The following is a 21,072-nucleotide window of genomic DNA, read 5'->3' on the forward strand; positions in this document are numbered from 1 at the left end:
CGCATGGCGAGATTTTTCATCCAGCGTCCGGTCCTCGCATGGGTCATCGCGATCGTGATCATGCTGATCGGCGGCGCGGCGACCACGAAGCTGCCGGTAGAACAGTATCCGACGATCGCGCCGCCTTCGGTGATGGTGAGCGCGACCTATCCCGGCGCATCGGCCGACACGGTGGCGAAGACCGTCACGCAGGTGATCGAGCAGAAACTGTCCGGCATCGATAACCTGTTGTACATGTCGTCGACCAGCAGCAACGCGGGACAGGCATCGATCACGCTGACGTTCGCGCCCGGCACCGACGCCGACATCGCTCAGGTGCAGGTGCAGAACAAGGTGACGCAGGCGTCCGCGTCGCTGCCGCAGACGGTGCAGGAACAGGGCGTCCAGGTGGCGAAGGCGTCCAGCAACTTCCTGATGATCGTCGCGCTGTCGTCGCCGGGCGGCTCGCTCAGTTCGATCGAACTCGGCAACGTGATCTCGACGCAGATCCAGGACCAGCTCACCCAGCTGAGCGGCGTCGGCGACGTCACGCTGTTCGGCGCGCAGCACGCGATGCGAATCTGGCTGAATCCGGTCCGGCTGAAAAGTGTCGGGCTGACCGCGTCCGACGTCACGACGGCCATCTCGAACCAGAACGTGCAGCTGTCGGTCGGCGAGCTGGGCGGCGCGCCCGCGACGGACACGCAGGCGATCAACGCGACCATCGCATCGTCGAGCCTGCTGACGACGCCCGAGCAGTTCGGCGACATCCTGCTGCGCGTGAACACCGACGGGTCGAAGGTGCGGCTGAAGGACGTCGCGCGCGTGGAAGTGGGCGGCGATTCGTACGACACGTCGTCGCGGCTCGACGGCAAACCGGCCGCGGCGCTCGCGATCAAGCTGTCGACCGGCGCGAACGCGATGTCGACGGCGAACAAGGTGCGCGCGAAGCTCGCCGAGCTGCAGCCGCAGCTGCCGAAGGACATCGCGATCAGTTACCCGTACGACTCGACGCCGTTTGTGAAGATCTCGATCGAGGAAGTCGTGAAGACGCTGATCGAGGCCGTCGTGCTGGTGTTCCTCGTGATGTACCTGTTCCTGCAGAACCTGCGCGCGACGCTGATTCCGACGATCGTCGTGCCGGTCGCGCTGCTGGGCACGCTCGGCGTGATGTCGGCGATCGGCTTCTCGATCAACGTGCTGTCGATGTTCGCGATGGTGCTCGCGATCGGGCTGCTGGTCGACGATGCGATCGTCGTCGTCGAGAACGTCGAGCGGATCATGGCCGATGAAGGACTCGGGCCGAAGGAAGCGACGCGCAAGGCGATGGGGCAGATCACCGGCGCGCTCGTCGGCGTGACGACGGTGCTGACGGCCGTGTTCATTCCGATGGCGTTCTTCTCCGGCTCGACGGGCGCGATCTACCGGCAGTTCTCGGTGACGATCGTGTCCGCGATGGTGCTGTCGGTGCTGCTGGCGCTGACGCTGACACCGGCGCTGTGCGCCACGCTGCTGACGCCTTCTTCCATCCCGCATCACGAGCGTCGGGGATTCATCGGCGCATTCAACCGGCTGTTCGACAAAGGCAACGCCGGATACAGCGCGTCGCTCGCGCGCGTCGTCGCGAAGCCGATGCGCTGGATGATTGCGTACGCACTGATCGCCGGCGTCGTCGGGCTGCTGTTCATGACGTTGCCGTCGTCGTACCTGCCGGAAGAGGATCAGGGCTCGATCATGGTATCGGTGTCGGCACCCGTGGGCACGCCCGCATCGAGCACGCTGAAAACCGTCGAGGCCGTCGAGCAGTATTTCCTGAAGCAGCCGGCCGTCGCGCACGTGATGGCCGTCAACGGCTTCAGTTTCAACGGGCAAGGGCAGAACAACGCGTTCGCGTTCGTCCAGTTGAAGGACTGGGGCCAGCGCGGATCGAACGACGGCGCGCAAGCGGTGATCGGCCGCGCGAATGCCGCGTTCGCGAAGCGCCGCGATGCGCAGGTCTTCGTGATGAACCAGCCGGCGATCCAGGGGCTCGGCACGCAGAGCGGTCTCGACTTCGAGATCGAGGATCGCTCGGGGCAGGGGCACGACAAGCTGCTGGCCGCGCGCAACCGTTTCATTGCGCTCGCCGCGAAGGATGCGTCCCTCGCGATGACGCGCTCGGCCGGTCTCGAGGACTCGCCGCAACTCCATGTCGACATCGATCGCGAGAAGGCAGGCGCGCTCGGGCTGTCGATCTCGGACATCAACTCGACGCTGTCGACCGCGTTCGGGTCGTCCTACGTGAACAACTACATCGATACCGGACGGATCCAGAAGGTGTACGTCCAGGCCGATGCGCCGTTCCGGATGATGCCGACCGACGTCGGGCAGTGGTTTGTGCGCGCCGATTCCTCGTCGAATGCGTCGTCGACCTCGACGACGACCTACGACGGCGCGATGGTGCCGTTCTCCGCGTTCTCGACCACGCGCTGGACCTTCGGGCCGCCGCAGATCGAACGCTACAACCGTACGCTCGCGATGCAGATGAGCGCGCAGACGGCGCCCGGTGTCAGCACCGGCCAGGCGATGAAGGCGGTCGAGAAGATCGCGAAGCAGCTGCCGTCCGGCTTCGGCATCGAGTGGACCGGCCAGTCGTATCAGGAAGTGCTCGCCGGTTCGCAGTCGACCTATCTGTACGCGATCTCGCTGATCGTCGTGTTCCTGTGTCTTGCCGGGTTGTACGAAAGCTGGTCGGTGCCGCTGGCGGTGATCCTCGTCGTGCCGATCGGCGTGCTGGGTGCACTCGCCGCCGCGCACCTGCGCGGGCTGTCGAACGACGTGTATTTCAAGGTCGGTCTGCTGACGACGATCGGCCTGTCGACGAAGAACGCGATCCTGATCGTGGAATTCGCGAAGGACCTGCAGGCGCAGGGGAAAGGGCTGATCGAGGCGACGCTCGAGGCCGCGCATCTCCGGTTGCGGCCGATCCTGATGACGTCGCTCGCGTTCGTGTTCGGCGTGCTGCCGCTCGTGGTCAGTACCGGCGCCGGCTCGGCTGCCCGGCACGCGATCGGCACCGGCGTCGCCGGCGGGATGATCGCCGCGACGGTGCTGGCGATATTCTTCGTGCCGGTGTTCTTCATCGTCGTGCGCAAACTGTTCAACGAGCACGGTCGCGATGATGCGCGGCACGCAAAGGAAGAAGCATGAAACGGAAATTGCTGGCGCTGATGTGCGTCGCCGCGCTCGGCGCGTGTTCGCTCGACCCCGTCTATCAACGGCCAGCCGCGCCTGTCGCAAGCACGTGGCCTGCGGGTGCCGCATATGGAACGAGCGCCGCGGCGCCGGCGGCGGCGTCGACCGGCGCGGCGGCACCGCTCGCCGCCGACCTCGGCTGGCGCGACTTCTACAAGGACGCGCGACTGCAGAAGCTGATCGCGCTCGCCCTCGACAACAACCGCGACTTGCGCGTCGCGGCGCTTCAGGTGGCCGAGTATGAGGCGCAGTACCGCATCACCCGTGCGTCGCTCGGACCGTCGATCGACGCGAGCGGTTCGCTGACGAATTCCCGCAGCGCCGGCACGATCAGCCGCTCGAGCAGCGTGTCGGTCGGCACCACGTCGTGGGAAATCGATTTCTTCGGACGCCTGCGCAGCCTGAAGCGGCAGGCGCTCGAGAACTACCTGTCGACGGATGCGTCGCACACCAGCACGCAACTCGCGCTCATCGCGACGGTCGCGGCCGACTACCTGCAACTGCGAGCCGACGAAGCGATGCTCGCGATAGCGACCGACACTGTGGCGGCCAACCAGCGTACCTACGACCTCACGGTCGCGATGCGGAAGATCGGTAGCGCGTCGCTGCAGGACGTGCGCGAAGCGCAGACATCGCTGGCGTCGGCGAAGGCGAGCGTCGCGTCTTACACGCGCGCCGTGGCGCAGGACCGCAACGATCTGTCCGCAGCGATCGGCTGCGCACTGCCGGACGACCTCGACGGCGGCCCGACGCTGCTCGACAGCGATGCGATGTTCGCGGACGTCGGCGCCGGTCTGCCGTCGGACCTGCTGACGCGCCGGCCCGACATCGTGGCGGCCGAGCACACGCTGAAGGCGGCGAATGCGAACATCGGCGCCGCGCGCGCCGCGTTCTTCCCGAAGATCGAGCTGACGGCGACGGCCGGCACGGCCAGCTCCAGCCTGTCGACACTCTTCAAGGCCGGCACGGGCGCGTGGGCGTTCGCGCCGTCGGTTTCGCTGCCGATCTTCGACTACGGCAGCAACAAGGCGTCGCTCGACGTCGCGAAGATCGAGAAGGACATCGACGTCGCGGACTACGAAAAAGCGATCCAGACCGCGTTCAAGGAGGTGTCGAATGCGCTTGCCGGTCGCGAGACCTACGTGACGCAGGTCGGTGCCGATCGCGAGTACGTTCGATCCGCGCAGGACTACTACGATCTTGCGCAAGCGCGCTACCGGGCCGGAACGGACAGCTTCCTGACCGTGCTCACCGCGCAGCGAACGCTGTACACCGCGCAGCAGCAGCTCGTGACCGACCAGCTCGCGAAGCTGTCGAATCTCGTCACGCTGTACAAGGTGCTCGGCGGCGGCTGGCAAAAGACGGGCGGCGCCGATGCGGCCGTCGCTGCGGATGACGGGAAGCGGTCGGCGGCCGCGATGTGAACGGCGACGCTTGCCCGTCGCCGCGCCGCGATACACGCGCGGCGCGTGTGCGCGGACCCGGCGCTTCCGTCGCCGCACCCGCGCCGGTACCCGACGCCGCAAAACGACGGCTGAATTCACGATCGGCGCGCACGGCATGGAACGGGCGCCGCCGGTTCATGACGCACCTGTCGATGCGCCGGGGCGCCCCGCTGCGTTGTGTTCAGTGGTCTGTCCTCGGCCTTTTCCCGAACCGCTCAATTCCCATGACTTCCCGGATTCTCGTCATCGAACCGTGCCAGCGCACGCGCGACCTGCTGCGTGCCTGCCTGAACAAATACCAGATCGAAATGTCGGTCCTTTACGACACGCCGTCGCTGCTCGCTCGCGTGGAACGGGAGCCGCCGTCGGCGATCGTCATGCGCGTGGAGCAACCGGCCGCCGATTCGCACGCGGCGCTGCGGCAGTTGCGGGCGGCCGCCTACGACATGCCGGTCATCATGGTCGGCTGCTCGGCGGACCTCGTCGACAGGATCGTCGCGTTCGAACTCGGCGCGGACGACTACGTGGTCGAGCCGGTGGATCCGATGGAACTGATGGTGCGGGTCCGGAGCGTGTTGCGCCGCTATACCGGGAACCTTCGCGAGCTGCCGGAAGTGCGGGACCGTTATCGGTTCGGCGACTTCGAAGTCGACTTCCTCGCGCGGCGCGTGACCCGCGGCGAGCAGGATGTCGGCTTGCGGGCGAGCGAGTTCGCGCTGCTCAAGGTATTCGTCCTGCACCCGATGCGGGTGCTGTCGCGGGCCAACATCCTGTCGCTGATGGGCAAGAGTACGCTCGACCGTTCGGAGCGCGGGCTCGATGTCCTGGTGTTCCGCTTGCGGACGATCCTCCGGGATGCGCTCGGTGAACATCGGTATATCCAGACCGTGCGCAGCCGCGGCTATATTTTCGTGCCGGCCAGCGTCGAATCGGGCCCGGGCGTGGCCGGCCGTGCACGCGCGTGCGAGTCGCCGGGCGCAATCTCCGGGCCGACGGCCACGCGGTGACGGAACGTGAGCACCGGCGCGTCGACCGCGACACGCAGGTGCGCCGTAGCCGCGCTCAGAATGACGTACCGATCTGAAACTGGAACTTCTGATAGTTGTCGTTGCTGTGACGCACGATCGGGAACCCCAGGCTGAACTTGAGCGGCCCGATCGGCGAGATCCACGACAGGCCGGCGCCGTACGAGTACCTCAGCCCGTTCGCGCCGGTGCTGCTGCCTTCCGTGCCCCAGACGTTGCCGCCGTCCACGAACGTAAAGACCCGCAGTGTGCGGTCGTAGCCTGATCCCGGCAGCGGGATCGACAACTCCACGTTGCCGACGATCAGTTTCGAACCGCCGATCGCATCGCCGGTTTTCGTATCGCGCGGCCCGAGCGAACTCGATTCATAACCGCGCACGGTGCCGATGCCGCCCGCATAGTAGTTCTGGAAGATCGGATAGGGCTTGCCGCCGAGTCCGTTGCCGTAGCCGCCGCGGAAATTGAGGCCCAGTACGAAGCCGCGTGCGAACGAGTAGTAATACTGCGCGTTCACGTCGGCCTTGTAATATTGCGTCGACGTGGCGGGCGTACCGTACTCGGCGGAAGCCTGCGCGAAGTAGCCGCGATTCGGGGAGAGCGAGCTGTCGCGCGCGTCGTGCGACCAGCTGACCGATAACGGCACCGTGTTCGACACGCGGCCGAACGTGTTCACGTAGTCGACGTAGCTCTGCGGTGTTGCCGAATCCACGGTGAGCCGGTATTGCTCGAGCGCGGCGCTGAAGTAGACCATGTCGGTCTCGGAGAACGGGATGCCGAACTTGAGGCTCGCGCCCACCGTGACGATCCTGAAGCTCGTGTCGCTCGACGACGAGTAGTAGAGCGGCTGGCTCGTCCGGTAATACACGCTCGTGATCCGCTGGATGCCGTCGATCGTGAAGTAGGGATCGGTTTGCGTGACCGCGAGCGTTCGGTAGCTCTTCGCAGTGTTGACGTTGACCGACAGGCTCGTGCCCGAACCGAATACGTTGTCCTGCGTGACGCCTGCCGACAGCACGACCTTGTCCGACGACGAGAAGCCGCCGCCGAGCGTGATGGAGCCGGTCGGTTTCTCGGCAACCTTGATCTGCAGGTCGACCTGGTCCTGCGAGCCGTCGACCGGCATCGTCGTCACGTCGACGTCGGTGAAGTATCCGAGCCGATTGATCCGGTCCTTCGACTGCGTGATCCGTTCCGAGTCGAACCAGGCCCCCTCGAACTGACGCATTTCACGGCGCACGACTTCGTCGCGCGTTCGCGAATTGCCGACGATATCGATACGACGCACGGATACGCGGCGTCCCGGATCGACGACGAGCGTAAGGCCGACCCGATGCGTCGCCCGGTCGATGTCCGGTTGCGCATTGACCGTCGCGAACGCGTAACCGTATTCGCCGAGCCGGTCGACGATCGCCTTGGTCGCTTGCTTCAGTGTTTCCGCCGAGAAGCGGCGACCCTGCATGGCGGGCAGCAGTTTCTCGAACGCCGGGCCGCGGCCGAGCAGGTCGCCCGACAATTTGACCTCGGAGACCGTGTACGGCTCGCCTTCGTGCACGGTAACGGTCAGATACATGTCCTTCCGGTCCGGCGAAATCGATACCTGCGTCGACTCGATGTTGAACTCGAGATAGCCTCGGTTCAGGTAGTACGCGCGTACGTTGTCGAGGTCGCCGGTCAGCTTGTCCTTCGAGTACAGATCGTTTCGTGTGTACCAGCTCGACCAGGTCGGCGTCGACAACTGCATCTCGTCCAGCAGTGTCTTCGTGCTGAACGTAGCGTTGCCGATGAACTCGATCTGCCTGATCTTCGCGCTGGGGCCCTCGTTGACCGCGAACAGCACCTCGACGCGGTTTTCGTCGAGCGGCGTGACGGTCGTCGTCACTTCGGCCGCGTAGTAGCCGCGCGTCAGGTACTGACGCTTGAGTTCCTGCTCGGCCTTCTGCACGAGCGACCGGTCGTACGCGGCGCCCGTCGACAAACCGACGGATTTCATCGCCTTGCCCAGATTGTCCTTGTCGAATTCCTTCGTGCCCGTGAATTCCACGGCGGTCAGCGTGGGGCGTTCGACGACGTCGATGACGAGGACGCCGTTATCGGTCGAGACCTTCACGTCGCTGAAGAAGCCGGTCGCATACAGCGTGCGGATCAGTTGCGTACTCGTGTCGTTGGACGGCACGTCGCCGATCTTGACGGGCAGATAGGCGTTGATCGTTCGCAATGCGATGCGCTTCAAACCGTTGACGCGAATGTCGCGAATCGGGACGGGCTGGGTGACTTGCGCGAAGCCGGGTGCGATACCGCAGGCGAGCAGCAGGCCGACGGCGGCGGATCTCGCGGGAGCTTTCTGGATCATGCGGAAGGATGGACAGGGGAGGGCGCGGCACGGGTGCGCCGCACGCGTTCCAGGTTGAAATCGAGCCCGGAGTGTAGGAGCCGCGGTGTGACTTCCGGTTACGGCCGCGTGTCCGAAAATTTCATCGACATGGCGACGCGGGCGAGCGTTGCCGATTCAATTCGGATCTCGAATGCTGCTCCGCGGATGCGTGGCCAGCGGCCACGCGGTCGACGTGCCGGTGGCGCGAGACGCTCGATGCAGCCGGCAGGCGCGGCGTCCGAAGCGCGCTCGCGCTTCTGTTACAGCCGTTCATCGAATTAATGCGAGGAAACATCCGGACGGGCCCGATGAAACCGAAGCAGCGTTGCAATGCGATCTAATGCGAATCACCCGGGATCGCAGGATTCCGGGCTGACATGAAGCGGGTAGGCACGCGCTTGCCCGTCGTGATGGAAAGAAACTGTTTCGGAGAATTGAATGAAAAGATCGCTTCCTGCGGTGGCCGCGTGCGCGGCGTTTGCCGCGTCCGCACACGCACAAAGCACGGTGACGCTCTACGGCTTGATCGATGCCGGCATCACGTATACCAGCAACCAGGGCGGCAAGGGCAACGTCGCCGCGACGAGCGGCACGTTGAGCGGTAGCCGGTTCGGCCTGAAGGGCAGCGAGGAGCTCGGCGGCGGATTGAAGGCGATCTTCACGCTCGAAAGCGGCTTCGACGTGATGAACGGCAAGCTCGGTCAGGGCGGCCGCGAGTTCGGCCGCCAGGCGTTCGTCGGGCTGTCGAGCGACCGCTTCGGCACGCTTACGCTCGGCCGCCAGTACGACTCCATCGTCGATACGCTCGGCGCGCTGGAAATGTCGGCCACCGCGCATCCGTACGACAACGACAACCTCCAGAATTCGTTTCGAATCAGCAATTCCGTCAAGTATCAGAGCGTGAATTACGGCGGGCTGACGTTCAATGGTCTGTACGGCTTCTCGAACTCGGCGAGCGGTTTCGCGAACAATCGCGCGTACAGCTTCGGTGCGTCTTATCAGTATGGCGGCCTCAACGTCGGCGCGGGGTACATGCAACTCGGGCACGCCGGTTCGTCAACCAATTCCGGCGGCGCGGTGAGCGACGACACCACGTTTACGGCCGATGCCCAGCGTACCTGGGGCTTGGGCGCGAACTACACGTTCGGACAGGCCACGGTCGGCGCGATCTTCACGCAGACGCACCTCGATAACCTGACCGGGATCAGTTCGTCCGCGTCGGGCACGTCGAACGGATTGTCGTTTTCGGGTAGCGGTGCTCGCTTCAACAACTACGAGTTGCAGGCACGTTACGACCTGTCGCCCGCGTTCAGCGTGACCGGTGCCTATACGTACACGGACGGCAAGGTGGCCGGCGTGAGTCCGAAGTGGAACCAGTTCGTATTGACGGCCGATTATGCGCTGTCGAAACGCACCGACGTCTATCTGCGAGGCGTGTACCAGAACGTGCACGGTACGGGAGACAGCGGCATCACGGCATCGATTGCCGGATTGACAGCGTCGAGTTCGAATTATCAATCCGCCGTCACGCTGGGGTTGCGTCACCGCTTCTGATCGCGTGACGAACTGCCATGCGACGACCGGGCCGTCGGGCGTACATGCCGATGCGCTTCGGCAAGTCGCGTGGCGCGGCGAAGTGCCAACAGCGCATCGGAATGACGGGAGCGCCGCGACACTGGCGAGCGTGCGTAAGACGTCCACGACGCGAGAAGCCCGAACCGGGTTTCCGTCCTGCCGATGCCTGAAACGAGGTCAATCATGAAGAAATATCTGTCCGCCCGGATCTTTGCCGCCCTGCTCCGGGCGAGTTCGTCGCCCGCGGCGTTCGTATTGCTGTCCGACGCCAGGTGTGTGCCGCGGGCCGCTGTCGTCGCATGCCGCACGCCGGTCTGGAAGCGGGGGTGATGCATGGTCGACTCCCACGATCCGGCGATTCGCGCGATCGACGCGATGGAGATGTCCGACGACGGCCAGTTCCTGCTGATCCGCGGCGCACATCCGACGGTCACGCTGCATCGCTCGACGTTCAACGAACTGCTGATCGCACTTCCGCATGCGATCGAGTGCGCCGAGCGCATCGCAAACGACAACCACGGCGCCCGGTTCGCGGTGCATTCCGTCGGTTGGGAAATCGGCCGGATCGGCGACACGACCGATGTGATCGTCCGGTTCTATGTGCCGGGCGGCGCCGGCGTCGGGTTTTCCGTTCCGGGCGAGCAGGTACCCTCGATCGTGGAGGCCCTCTGTGCGGCGGCAGGCGTGACGCCGGCGATGCCGCCGGTTGCCGGCATCACGCTTCAGTAACGGGCGATCGGCGGCGCGGGGAGCGGGCGGTTTGATCGCCGCTCTCGTGTCGCCAACGCGCCATCTGGCGTGAGGGCTGCGTCCACAGAAGGCGGACGCCGTATTCGATGCTGGTGCACTCGTAGGCGACGCTCAGGCGCAAACAGTTGCGGAAACGCCGGCTGGCGGAGAATCAGTCTCCCAAGGCGAAGAAGATGCCGTGTTCCAGTGCTGCGTCGAAGAGCGTGCGTGAATCAACGTGCTTCGGCAGTTCGAGCCAGAGCACGAAGCGACCGGCGGGCCGACACCGTGTTTCCACCCGTGCCGCGACAGTTTGCTCGGCCCCGGTGCGGGATTTGCCGCATTGCGCTTGCCCGTGGGCGCTCAGGTATCCAGCGACCGAGCTGACGCGCTCATGAAAATGCTGAAAGACGAGGTCGTACTGCGGTGATGTGATAGCGGACGAAAGCGCTGCTTCGTTGCTTACTTGCGACTGCGTGGTGAATGCCGCGCTTTCTTGGTCTGCTGGTCAGACGGCGCGTCGTTGGCGTCGCCGACTTCCGACAGCACGTGCTCTTCCAGCAACGCCAGCGTACGCATGCAAAATTCGTTACCGGCAGTACGCTCGGCGTCGGAGAAATACGCCATCGCAGGTGCAATCGACGACTCGTTCGCGAGCTTCACGACGGCCTTTTCGACGACGTCGAGCCCCTTTCGCGTCAGGTGCACGATGAATCCGCCGGCATGGCCAGGATCGGGTCGGCGCTCGACCATCCCGAGACTCGCCAGGCGGTCGATCTTCTTGGTGATTGCACCCGACGTCACGAGCAGCGCGCGGTACAGGTCGGTCGGGCGTTTCGCGTATGGTTGCCCGCCGCGGCGCAGTGCAAGCAGCACGCGCATGTCGGAGCCGCTGATGCCCCACATGCGCTGGCACATCTTGTCGAACGACTGCTCGACGAGCGTGCCGATCCGCATGAAGTAGATCGCCAGCAGGAAATTCGACAAGTCGAGATCGCTGTGCTCGTGCTGCCACTGCAACGTGATCAGTTCGATCAGGCTGTTGCGCGGCAGGCTCGCCTTGGCGGCGGATTCCGTCTGCGTCGGGGCCGCCGCGCTGCCGGCGGTTCGGCGACGGGTGGGCTGCTTCGCGTCTGCGGTGCTCATCTCGATGGCTTCCTTGGAAGGGGTGCGACCGGATCGATCGTAACGGGGCGGCGACAGGTACCGCTATCCGCCATTGTACGTAAGTTTCCCGGTCGCACGTCCACGCGCATCGCTACCCTGCCTGCACGGCCGCCCGCAGCATGTCGGCCACCTGTCGCTGGGCGAGCGCGGCGGCGTCGACCTCGCCGCGCATGCCGTAGAACGTGTGCAACATGCCCGCATAGCGCACGCAGGTCGTCGGCACGCCCGCATCGGCAAGCTTGCGCGCATACGCTTCGCCGTCGTCGCACAGCACGTCGCACTCGGCGGTGATCACGAGGGCCGGCGGCAGGCCCGCGTGGCTCGCTGCATGGAAAGGCGACAGCGTCCAGACCGACGGCGACACGCCGTGATCGAGCGCGTACTCGCGAAAGGCGTGCGCGACGTCGGCCGTGCGTTGCACGAAGCCTTCCGCGTACACCGACCGCGATGCGTGCTGCTGGCGCGCGTCCGTCGCCGGGTACACGAGCGCTTGTGCGAGGAGCCGCGGCCGCGCATTCTCGCGCGCGAGCAGGGACACGACGGCGGCGAGATTGCCGCCCGCCGATTCGCCGAATACCGTGAGCCGTGCGGTCGGCAGCCCGTGCTCGTGCCCGTGTTCGGCCGCCCAGCAGGTCGCCGCCCATACGTCTTCGAGCGCGGCGGGGAACGGATGCTCGGGCGCGAGCCGATAGTCGACACTGATCACGGCCAGCCCCGAGTCGTTGGCGAGGTGCCGGCACACGGCGTCGAAGCTGTCGAGATTGCCCATTCGCCATCCGCCGCCGTGAAAGGCCAGTGTCACGCCGGTCGCGCCGTCGGGATGGTAGATGCGCACCGGGATGCCGCCGCCCGGGCCGGGAATCGCGAGGTCGAACACCTTGTCGATGCGTGGGCCGGCCGCCCGTGCGGCCGTGCGCGCGGCGATGCCCGCGCGTGCATCGTCGGCACTCATCTGCGCCAGGCTCGGCCGCGCGGCAGCCGCGTCGGCGAACGCGCGTAGAGACGGATGAATCAGGTCGCGCGGGGAAGGCTGTTTCATTGTGCTCATGGCGTGGGCGTGGCCGACGGGGCAAACGTGATCGCGGGAATCGCGGCCTTCACGCTCAGGCCGCCGTCGACGGTGACGATCTCGCCGGCCATGTGCGCGCTCAGGTCGGACGCGAGGAACAGCAGGTGGCCGGCGATCTCGGCGGGCGTGGCCGCGCGCCCGATCGGGATCGCTTCGCCGACGCGCACCCAGGTCGCGGCGTCCAGCCGCTGGTTAAGCCGCGGCGTGCGCACGAACCCCGGCGACACCGCGTTGATGCGCACGTTGTACGGCGCATACTCGACACCCGCGCAGCGCACGAGATGGTGCAGCGCGGCCTTCGACGCCGCATACGCGACCTCGCTCGGCACCGCGCGATCGCCCGCGAGCGAGCCGACGAACGCAAACGTGCCGCCGCCGTCGCGCTTCATCATTTCTCCGCCGATCTGCAGCGCGAGGTACGCATGGCGCACGACGATGTCGAACTGCTGCGCCCAAGACGCGTCGTCGACGGCGGCCAGCGGCTTGATGCCCGCCACGCCGATAATGTCGACCACGCCGTGGATGCGGCCGAATTGCTCGCGCGCCGTGTCGAACACGCGCTGCATGTCGTTGCGAGACGTGGCGTCGGCCGTGCATGGAATACCGTCGACAGCTTCGGCGATGCGGCGCGCGAGCGTCTCGTCGCGGTCGACGCAAAGCACGCGTGCACCGGCCTGCGCAAGCGCATGAACCGTCTGCTCGCCGATGCCCTGGCCGGCGCCGAGCACGACGAAACCGCGTCCGTCGAGGCGCAACAGGGACAGGTAATCCGGCGTGTGGCCGCGGGTTGGATCGTGGGTCATCAAGGTTCTCCTCAGGCTCCGACGGCTTCGGTGGTGTCGCGATGCGCGGGCAGCAGATCCTGCCAGGCCGCATCGTCCGCGAGCGGCCGGTCGCACGCGCTGACGCCGCGCAGATCGAGCCCGAGCGCGGGCGGCTGCTCGTTGTTCATCACGCGCTTGACCGCTGCCAGCAGTGCGCGGCGTACTCGCACGACGGCCTGGTCCGCAGGCACCAGATGCTCGCGCGAGCGGTCGTACAGCGGCCCCTGGGACAGCCCGATCGTCGCATCCTCGACTTCGACGCCGCGCAGGCCGGTCCAGTTTTCCTTCATCAGCGCGCGGCTCTGGCCGAACGAATCGGCCCAACTCGCGTTGAACGTGCAGTTCTTGCGATCGTAGTACTTCGGATCATCCAGGCCCAGCAGCTCGATGATCTTGTCCTCGGTGACCGGCGAGTCGCCGTGCACGACGATATAGGTGCTCGTATGCATGTCGTCTTCCGGCACCTCGAGCACGGTGAACAGGAACGCCGGCGCGGGAATGATGCGGCCGTACGGCACGATGAACGGCACGACGCGCGCGTTGCGCACACCCGGCTCGCCGGTCTTGCGCAGCGCAACATAGTGAAAACCGAACGCCGTGTCCTCGATCTTCAGCGACGGTTCGAGGTCGTTCGACGCGAGCGCGGCCGGATTCACGACGTCCGGATTGCGCGTGAATGAATCGTCCTTCCAGCCCGGCCGCGCCATGTTGGTATGCAGCACGCCGACGTGCGAGCTGTCCTCGCCGCCTTCGACCAGCTGCAGGTAGTTGCAGGCGACGTTGATGCGCAGCACGACGCGATGGTCCGGCGCCGCATCCATGAACGCATAGCGGGAGAACGCGGGTTCAAGTTCCTTCGGGCCGACATACGCCCACACGATGCCGCCGGCCTCGCGCACCGGGAACGCGGGCGCGTTCATCCGTGCCGCGTACTTCGGGTCCGCATGGTTAGGCGTTTCCAGCACCGCGCCGGACACGCTGAACTTCCAGCCGTGATACAGGCAGCGAATGCCGCCTTCCTCGACGCGGCCGAGCGCGAGCGACGCGCCGCGATGCATGCACAGCTCCTCGAGCAGGCCGACCTCGCCGTTCGAATCGCGGAACGCGACGTACTGCTCGCCGAGCAGACGCACGCGCAGCGGCGCGCAGTCCGGCTCCGGAAGTTGCGCGGACGTGCAGACCGGGTGCCAGTAGCGCCGCATCAACGCGCCGCCTGGCGTGCCCGGACCGACGCGGCACAACATCTCGTTATCTTCGTGGCTCAACATGTTGGACTCCTGTTCAAATGGTGGTCATGCATTGCGTTGCGTGCGCGTGCCCGCCGGCGACACGATCCGGTGGTGCGGTACCAGCCGACGCCAGTCCTCGCCCGGGCCGATCTCGCCGGATACGCCGATCGCGCCGCCCGAATCTGCCCGCAGCGCCGCAATGTCCTGCTGATCGCGCTCCGCACGTGCGCACGCGAGCAGCGTGCGGTGCAGGCGGCTGATCGCGAGATCGGCCGTCGACAGCATTTCCTGCGACCGGTCGCGGATCGCGCCGCTCGAAATGCTGCAGGCGGCGTCTTCCTGCGTGATGCCGTCGAATCCGGTGAAGTGGCCGTCGCGCTGCGCCCGGCGATCCTGGCGATAGCCGTTGACGAACGACATCGCGGCCGGGGAGTCGCAGGTATCGAGCGTCATCCCGTATTTGCGCAGCGTCGGTTCGTCGAGACCGACGAACTTGAGCTGCGCGCTGCGCAGCGGCTCTTCGCCGACCGGCTTCTGCGCGTCCCACCACACGTGGAAGAAGTAGCAGCGCTCGTCGTTGATCGGCACCGCGGCGAGCCATACGTCGCCGTTCGCGTTCGCGATGAAGCTCGGCGCGATGAATGACGTGACGCGCGCGATGCGGTTGTCGCCGGCCTGGCGGATCGCGACATAGTGAAAGCCGAAATCCGTCTCGTCCGCCTCGATCGTCGGGGCCGCGTCGAACTGCATGTGCGTGATCTTCCCCGCATAGTCCAGGTCGGACGCGTTGGTCTGCGCGAGGGCGGAACTGTGCAGCACCGTCAGGTGCGACGAATCGACGAGACCCTCGATCACCTGCACGAAGTTGCAGTTGACGATCGCGCACACGTTGATGCGGTGGGCATCGGGCTGATCCATGAACGCGCGGTGCGGGAACGGCGGCGCCTTGCCTTCGGGCCCGAGGTACGCCCACATCAGGCCGCCCGCCTCGCGCACCGGATACGTGCGGCCGCGGATGCGGCTCTTGAACTTCGGATCGGGGACATTCGGCGTTTCGAGCACCGTGCCGTCCACCGCGAATTTCCAGCCGTGATAGATGCAGCGCAGGCCGTCGCCGTCCGCGCGGGCGAGCTGCATCGACGCGCCGCGATGCAGGCAGCCTTCGTCGTAGAGGCCGGGCCGACCATCGCGATCGCGCCAGACCACGAACCGCTGCCCGAGCAGCTCGATCGTTTGCGGATCGCCGTTCGGCTGCGGGAGGTCCGACGACTGGATCACCGGCAGCCAGAAGCGGCGCATCGCGTTGCCCATCGCGGTGCCGGGGCCCGTGCGGCACATCAGTTCATTGTCCTGCTTGGTCAGCATGTTGAGTTCCTCGTTCCAGTGTTCAGTGGCATGTGCGCGGTGGCGTCAGAGATCGAGCACCAGCCGCGCAGTCTTCGCACGCGAGCAGCACGGCATGAAGCTGTCGTTGCGCGCTTTCTCGTCGTCGGTCAGATACAGGTCCCGGTGGTCGGGCTCGCCGGCCAGCACCCCGGTCATGCAGGTGCCGCACACGCCTTGCTCGCACGACAGCGGCAGGTTGAAGCCGGCATCCAGCAGCGCATGCGCGGCCGTCTGGCCGGCGCCCACTTCGATCACTTCGCCGCTGCTATGGATTTCGATCTCGAACGGGCCGTCTTCGTCCGACGGCTCGAGCGTCGGCCCCGCGAAATACTCGCGGTGCAGATGCGCGTCGTCCCAGCCGAGCGCGCGCGCGGTCTGCAGGACGTGATCCATGAATCCTGTCGGCCCGCACACGTACAGATGCTTGTCGGCCGACGGCGTGCCGATCGCGGCGTGCGCATCGAGATGCTGTCCGTCGGGACCGTCGTCGACATGAACCTGCACGCGGGCGTGCGGATCATCCGCGGACGACAGTTGCTGCACGCGTTCGACGAATGCCATGCGCGACAGCGAGCGGCCGCAGTAGTGCAGATCGAACGGGCGGTGCTCGCGCGCCAGTTGCTGCGCCATGCAGAGGATCGGCGTGATGCCGATGCCGCCCGCGAACAGCAGCGACCGCTCCGGGCCGCGGTGCAGCGCGAAGTGATTGCGCGGCGCGCTGATCGACAGCGTGTCGCCAGCGCGGACATCGTCGTGCAGGCACGTCGATCCGCCGCGCGATTGCGGATCGCGCAGCACGCCGATGCGGTAGCGCGACCGTTCGTCGGGCAGGTCGACCAGCGAGTACTGGCGCACGAGCCCGCCGGGCAGGTGCACGTCGATATGCGCGCCGGCTTCGAAGTCGGGCAGGCTGTCGTCCGACAGCGGCGCGAGTTCGTAACCGACGATGCCGTCGGCGAGCCACGTCTTCGCGGATACGCAGACCTGCAGCAGCGCGTTCGATGACGGAGTGTTCTGTTCCATGATGGACGCTCGTATGAAAAGGGGCGCGTGCGTCAGGCCGCGACGGGAAGACGGCGCCGGATGACTACCGGCGACGCGCCCAGTTGTTGCTGGATGAGCCAGCGCGCAAGACCCTGGTCCATGACGCGCACATGCTCGGGAAACCACCCGGCCAATGCACGGGCGAATGCACGGACGACCTGCGGCCGGCCTTCGGCCAGCGCGGCGCGCACCTCGTCGGTCGACTGCAGCACGGCCGCGTGCTCGTCGATATGGCAGCCCGCGGAGCCGTAAGCCGTCTCGCGCATCGCATCGTCTTCGTCGCCGAAATGGCTGTATGCGTGCGCGGCAAATGCGTCGAGCGCGCGCCCGAGATCGTCGTCCGGCGTCGTGAGCAGTGCGTTCACGCACGTGACGAATTCGTGATGGGTGTCGTCCATCGACCCGTGACCGAGCGCGTAGTCGTCGTTCCAGACGAAGCCGGCAGCGTCCGCCGGCGACGGCGCAGGCCCGTTCCGGGCACCGGTCCCGTGACCTTCTGACTCATTCATTTCATACCTCGTTCCATGAAGCGGATCCGACGAATCGTTTTCGTCTTCCGTGGAAGATATGGTGGCGCGTTCCAAATGTCGAGGTAGGGAAAACTATGAATAACCTGAATTCTCCGCTGAAGCCCCATGCGACCGCCATCATGGGCCAGCCTAGGGGTAACTCACGATCCGCCGCTCGGTTGACATGGAAGATGTGTGATTACTATCTTCCACGGAAGAACAGAATTACATGGAGGCATCAAAATGAGTCTGCGGACAAGCGGGTTTGGAAAAGGGTTGGAACGGTGCAAGACGGCTTGCGTCGGACTGTCGGCGCTCGCGGCGTGCGCGTCGGGCGCCGTGCACGCGCAATCGAGCGTCACGCTGTACGGGATCATCGATACAGGCGTCGAATACATCACGAACGTCGGCCCGCAGAAGCAGAGCGTGGTGAAGGTGCCGCAGCTCACCGGCTCGCTGCCGTCGCGGTGGGGCATACGCGGCAAGGAAGACCTGGGCGGCGGCCTGAGCGCCGTCTTCGTGCTGGAGTCGGGCTTTTCGCCGGGGCAGGGCACGCTGAACCAGAGCGGCCGCCTGTTCGGCCGGCAGGCGTACGTCGGCCTGTCGGGGCGGTGGGGCACGCTGTCGTTCGGCCGCCAGTATTCGCAGATCTACTGGGCGATACCCGGCGACACGATGGGGCCGAACATCTATGCGGCGGGGCTGCTCGACACGTATCTGGCGCAGGCGCGTCTCGACAACGCGATCGTCTACAGCATTACGGCGTCGGGCTTCACCTTCGGCGTCAGCTATTCGCTCGGACGCGATGCGGTCGCGCCCGCGGCCGCCGGTGGATGCGCGGGCCAGTCGCCGACCGACTACCGCGCGTGCAAGACGATCGCCGCGATGCTGAAGTACGAGTCCGACAGTTGGGGAATCGCCACCGCGATCGACAGGAACAATGGCGGCGGCGGCCCCGGCTCGCCCCTACCGAGCAGTTCGCAGACCGACACGCGTGCCGTCATCGACGGCTACGTGAAGTTCGGCACCGCGACGATCGGCGGCGGCTTCCTGCACCGTATCGATCACGGCGAGCTCGCACCGGGCGTCGTCGACGCAAACAGCAATTACTGGTGGCTCGGCGCGACCTATCTGCCGGTGCCAAGTGTCATCCTCGACGCGCAGTACGGCCATCTCACCGTGAGCGGGCACGATGCCGGCGCGTCGGTCATCGCGGCGCGCGCGATGTACCTGCTGTCGAAGCGCAGCTCGGTGTACGTGACCGCAGGGCGCATCTTCAATCAGCGCAACTCCGTGCTGACGATCGACGGTGGCACCGCGGGCACGTCGTCGTGGCCGGCCGCCGGCGTGGACCAGACCGGGGTGATGCTCGGCATTCGTCATATGTTCTGACGGAACGGCACACGCGTCGGGACGCGTGTGCCGGCGATCGTTCTGGCGGGTAAGCGTCACGGAGGGGACTCGAGCGGAGCAACTTCCACGGATGATTTCAGGATGATCTTCTGCAGAAAACATGCAGGACGCTATATGCAATACAGCGTTGCAGGAGCGAAACAGTCACTTCAAACCCGTGAATTATCAATATCCATGCGGATCACGACCATTCGCTCGTTTCAGGTCAATCCCATATTGACGTCTTCCATGGAAGATACGATGATGATTTTCAGAAACATCCCGGAGAGAGCCTTACGCGCCTTGCGATGTGAGCCCGTCTCCGCCGAAACTCTGGAGACACGCATGAGCATGCAGGCTGGAACACAAGATCCGGGTGCCGATTCGACGCTGCCGGTCGGCGGACTGTCCTATGTCAGGGGCGCCGGCGATCCCGCGTTGAGCGAACTGACGGTCGCGGCACTGCTGGCCGACACCGTGAAGCGCCATGGCGAACGCCCCGCCGTCGTCTTCCGCGAGCAGGGCGTGCGCTGGACCTGGCGAGCGTTCGCGGCAGAGGTCGATGCGATGGCGGCCGGCCTGCATGCGCTGGGCTTGCGCCGGGGCGATCGCATCGGCATCTGGTCGCCCAACCGGTTCGAGTGGACCGTGACCCAGTTCGCGACCGCCCGGCTCGGGCTGATCCTCGTCAACGTCAATCCCGCGTATCGGCTCGCGGAACTGGAATATGCGCTGAACAAGGTGGGCTGCAAGGCGGTCGTCGCGCCCGAGTCGTTCAAGACGTCCCGTTACCTGGACATGCTGCGGACGCTGGCCCCCGAACTGCCGCATTGCGAGCCCGGCACACTGGATTCTGCGAGGCTTCCCGCGCTGCGCTGGGTGATCCGCATGGAGGACATCCCCACGCCGGGCATGCTGACGTACCGGCAGGTGCTCGCGCGCGGCGCACACGTCTCGACGGACGAACTCGACGCGATCGCGGCGACGCTCGACGCCAACGACCCGATCAACATCCAGTTCACGAGCGGCACCACCGGCGCGCCGAAGGGCGCCACGCTGACGCACCGGAACATCGTCAACAATGCGCGGTTCGTCGCCGCGGCCATGAACCTGAGCGAAGCGGACCGGCTGTGTGTGCCCGTGCCGCTCTATCACTGCTTCGGCATGGTGATGTCGGTGCTCGCGTGTACGGCCAGCGGCGCGTGCATGGTCTTTCCGGGCGAGGCGTTCGATGCGGCAGCCACGATGGCGGCCGTGAGCGACGAGCGTTGCACCGCGCTGCACGGCGTGCCGACGATGTTCATCGCGCAGCTCGATCACCCGGACTTCGCGCGGCATGATTTCTCCAGCCTGCGTACCGGCATCATGGCCGGCGCGCCGTGCCCGATCGAGGTGATGAAGCGGGTCGTCGCGAACATGCACATGACGGAAGTCACCATCGCCTACGGCATGACGGAAACCAGCCCGGTGTCGTTCCAGAGCGCGACGGACGATCCACTCGACAAGCGGGTCTCGACGGTCGGGCACATCCAGCCGCATCTGGAATGCAAGGTCGTCGACATGAACGGGAACGTCGTGCCGGTCGGCGAGACGGGCGAGCTGTGCACGCGCGGCTACTCGGTCATGCTCGGCTACTGGGACGACGACGCGCGCACGCGGGAATCGATCCGCGACGGCTGGATGCATACCGGCGACCTCGCGACGATCGACGCCGACGGCTACTGCAACATCGTCGGCCGCGTGAAGGACATGCTCATTCGCGGCGGCGAGAACGTGTACCCGCGCGAGATCGAGGAGTTCCTGTTTCGCCATCCGAAGGTGCAGACCGTGCAGGTATTCGGCGTACCCGATCAGAAGTACGGCGAGGAAATCTGCGCGTGGATCGTGCTCAAGCCCGGTCAGGATGCGTCCGAGGACGAGATCCGCGCGTTCTGCCGCGACCAGATCGCGCACTTCAAGATTCCGCGCTACATCCGCTTCGTCGACGACATGCCGATGACGGTGACCGGCAAGGCGCAGAAGTTCGCGATGCGCGAAGCCATGATCCGCGAGCTCGAACTGCACGCAAGCAGCCCGACCTGAACCCGGGCACCA

16 protein-coding genes are annotated in these 21,072 nt (G+C 65.8%); 8 read left to right on the top strand and 8 right to left on the bottom strand.

Going from position 1 to position 21,072, the window contains the following annotated elements; all coding sequences use genetic code 11:
• Positions 1–3 precede the first annotated feature (3 nt).
• The 3 genes from U4Z64_RS08675 to U4Z64_RS08685 all read left to right on the top strand — a co-directional run bounded on the left by U4Z64_RS08675 (position 4) and on the right by U4Z64_RS08685 (position 5,665).
• Positions 4–3,168 carry an efflux RND transporter permease subunit gene (locus tag U4Z64_RS08675; protein WP_321819704.1) on the top strand — a complete coding sequence of 1,055 codons (3,165 nt, stop codon included), beginning with the start codon at positions 4–6 and terminating at the stop codon, positions 3,166–3,168.
• On the top strand, positions 3,165–4,637 hold the full coding sequence (locus tag U4Z64_RS08680; protein WP_321819705.1) for an efflux transporter outer membrane subunit: 1,473 nt from the start codon (positions 3,165–3,167) through the stop codon (positions 4,635–4,637). The genes U4Z64_RS08675 and U4Z64_RS08680 overlap by 4 nt, the downstream gene beginning before the upstream one ends.
• Positions 4,638–4,795: 158 nt before the next feature.
• On the top strand, positions 4,796–5,665 hold the full coding sequence (locus U4Z64_RS08685; RefSeq protein ID WP_321819706.1) for a response regulator transcription factor: 870 nt from the start codon (positions 4,796–4,798) through the stop codon (positions 5,663–5,665).
• 55 nt (positions 5,666–5,720) lie between these two features.
• Here U4Z64_RS08685 and bamA read toward each other — a convergent pair whose 3' ends face one another.
• On the bottom strand, positions 5,721–8,033 hold the full coding sequence (gene bamA, locus U4Z64_RS08690) for an outer membrane protein assembly factor BamA (protein ID WP_321819707.1): 2,313 nt from the start codon (positions 8,031–8,033) through the stop codon (positions 5,721–5,723).
• A 459-nt stretch (positions 8,034–8,492) separates the two neighbouring features.
• On the opposite strand from bamA, the gene U4Z64_RS08695 reads away from it, so the two are divergent.
• The 3 genes from U4Z64_RS08695 (at position 8,493) to U4Z64_RS08705 (ending at position 10,358) form a co-directional block, all read left to right on the top strand.
• Positions 8,493–9,608, top strand: coding sequence for a porin (locus tag U4Z64_RS08695; RefSeq protein WP_321819708.1), 1,116 nt, complete (start codon positions 8,493–8,495; stop codon positions 9,606–9,608).
• A gap of 204 nt (positions 9,609–9,812) precedes the next feature.
• A complete protein-coding gene (locus U4Z64_RS08700) occupies positions 9,813–9,959 on the top strand; it encodes a hypothetical protein (RefSeq protein WP_321819709.1) in 147 nt (48 codons plus the stop codon).
• A gap of 3 nt (positions 9,960–9,962) precedes the next feature.
• Positions 9,963–10,358, top strand: coding sequence for a hypothetical protein (locus U4Z64_RS08705; protein WP_321819710.1), 396 nt, complete (start codon positions 9,963–9,965; stop codon positions 10,356–10,358).
• A gap of 462 nt (positions 10,359–10,820) precedes the next feature.
• Here U4Z64_RS08705 and U4Z64_RS08710 read toward each other — a convergent pair whose 3' ends face one another.
• The 7 genes from U4Z64_RS08710 to U4Z64_RS08740 form a co-directional block, all read right to left on the bottom strand.
• Entirely contained in the window at positions 10,821–11,504 is a 684-nt protein-coding gene (locus U4Z64_RS08710) for a MarR family winged helix-turn-helix transcriptional regulator (protein ID WP_321819711.1), read from the bottom strand.
• 112 nt (positions 11,505–11,616) lie between these two features.
• Positions 11,617–12,564 carry an alpha/beta hydrolase gene (locus U4Z64_RS08715; RefSeq protein WP_321819712.1) on the bottom strand — a complete coding sequence of 316 codons (948 nt, stop codon included), beginning with the start codon at positions 12,562–12,564 and terminating at the stop codon, positions 11,617–11,619.
• Positions 12,565–12,569: 5 nt separating this feature from the next.
• The gene (locus U4Z64_RS08720; protein ID WP_321819713.1) at positions 12,570–13,397 is read right to left on the bottom strand and encodes an SDR family oxidoreductase; all 828 of its coding nucleotides are present in this window, start codon (positions 13,395–13,397) and stop codon (positions 12,570–12,572) included.
• A gap of 11 nt (positions 13,398–13,408) precedes the next feature.
• Positions 13,409–14,686: a Rieske 2Fe-2S domain-containing protein gene (locus U4Z64_RS08725; RefSeq protein WP_321819714.1), complete on the bottom strand. Its 1,278-nt coding sequence runs from the start codon at positions 14,684–14,686 to the stop codon at positions 13,409–13,411.
• Positions 14,687–14,710: 24 nt separating this feature from the next.
• On the bottom strand, positions 14,711–16,012 hold the full coding sequence (locus U4Z64_RS08730; protein ID WP_321819715.1) for a Rieske 2Fe-2S domain-containing protein: 1,302 nt from the start codon (positions 16,010–16,012) through the stop codon (positions 14,711–14,713).
• Between the two features lie 45 nt (positions 16,013–16,057).
• A complete protein-coding gene (locus U4Z64_RS08735; RefSeq protein ID WP_321819716.1) occupies positions 16,058–17,056 on the bottom strand; it encodes a PDR/VanB family oxidoreductase in 999 nt (332 codons plus the stop codon).
• A gap of 32 nt (positions 17,057–17,088) precedes the next feature.
• Positions 17,089–17,586, bottom strand: coding sequence for a hemerythrin family protein (locus U4Z64_RS08740; protein ID WP_321819717.1), 498 nt, complete (start codon positions 17,584–17,586; stop codon positions 17,089–17,091).
• A 276-nt stretch (positions 17,587–17,862) separates the two neighbouring features.
• Here U4Z64_RS08740 and U4Z64_RS08745 point away from each other — a divergent pair, with 276 nt between their 5' ends.
• Together U4Z64_RS08745 and U4Z64_RS08750 are read left to right on the top strand one after the other, a co-directional pair.
• Positions 17,863–18,978, top strand: coding sequence for a porin (locus U4Z64_RS08745; RefSeq protein WP_321819718.1), 1,116 nt, complete (start codon positions 17,863–17,865; stop codon positions 18,976–18,978).
• 345 nt (positions 18,979–19,323) lie between these two features.
• Positions 19,324–21,060 carry an AMP-binding protein gene (locus U4Z64_RS08750; protein WP_321819719.1) on the top strand — a complete coding sequence of 579 codons (1,737 nt, stop codon included), beginning with the start codon at positions 19,324–19,326 and terminating at the stop codon, positions 21,058–21,060.
• The last annotated feature ends 12 nt before the right edge of the window (positions 21,061–21,072 follow it).

The sequence above is a fragment of the Burkholderia sp. BCC1996 genome (genome assembly GCF_905339955.1).
In the GTDB taxonomy this organism is placed as follows: Bacteria; Pseudomonadota; Gammaproteobacteria; order Burkholderiales; family Burkholderiaceae; genus Burkholderia.

Coding starts and splice junctions, on each gene's coding strand:
- U4Z64_RS08675 (WP_321819704.1), top strand. CDS start 4: ATGGCGAGATTTTTCATCCAGCGTCCGGTCCTCGCATGGGTCATCGCG.
- U4Z64_RS08680 (WP_321819705.1), top strand. CDS start 3,165: ATGAAACGGAAATTGCTGGCGCTGATGTGCGTCGCCGCGCTCGGCGCG.
- U4Z64_RS08685 (WP_321819706.1), top strand. CDS start 4,796: ATGACGCACCTGTCGATGCGCCGGGGCGCCCCGCTGCGTTGTGTTCAG.
- bamA (WP_321819707.1), bottom strand. CDS start 8,033: ATGATCCAGAAAGCTCCCGCGAGATCCGCCGCCGTCGGCCTGCTGCTC.
- U4Z64_RS08695 (WP_321819708.1), top strand. CDS start 8,493: ATGAAAAGATCGCTTCCTGCGGTGGCCGCGTGCGCGGCGTTTGCCGCG.
- U4Z64_RS08700 (WP_321819709.1), top strand. CDS start 9,813: ATGAAGAAATATCTGTCCGCCCGGATCTTTGCCGCCCTGCTCCGGGCG.
- U4Z64_RS08705 (WP_321819710.1), top strand. CDS start 9,963: ATGGTCGACTCCCACGATCCGGCGATTCGCGCGATCGACGCGATGGAG.
- U4Z64_RS08710 (WP_321819711.1), bottom strand. CDS start 11,504: ATGAGCACCGCAGACGCGAAGCAGCCCACCCGTCGCCGAACCGCCGGC.
- U4Z64_RS08715 (WP_321819712.1), bottom strand. CDS start 12,564: ATGAAACAGCCTTCCCCGCGCGACCTGATTCATCCGTCTCTACGCGCG.
- U4Z64_RS08720 (WP_321819713.1), bottom strand. CDS start 13,397: ATGACCCACGATCCAACCCGCGGCCACACGCCGGATTACCTGTCCCTG.
- U4Z64_RS08725 (WP_321819714.1), bottom strand. CDS start 14,686: ATGTTGAGCCACGAAGATAACGAGATGTTGTGCCGCGTCGGTCCGGGC.
- U4Z64_RS08730 (WP_321819715.1), bottom strand. CDS start 16,012: ATGCTGACCAAGCAGGACAATGAACTGATGTGCCGCACGGGCCCCGGC.
- U4Z64_RS08735 (WP_321819716.1), bottom strand. CDS start 17,056: ATGGAACAGAACACTCCGTCATCGAACGCGCTGCTGCAGGTCTGCGTA.
- U4Z64_RS08740 (WP_321819717.1), bottom strand. CDS start 17,586: ATGAATGAGTCAGAAGGTCACGGGACCGGTGCCCGGAACGGGCCTGCG.
- U4Z64_RS08750 (WP_321819719.1), top strand. CDS start 19,324: ATGAGCATGCAGGCTGGAACACAAGATCCGGGTGCCGATTCGACGCTG.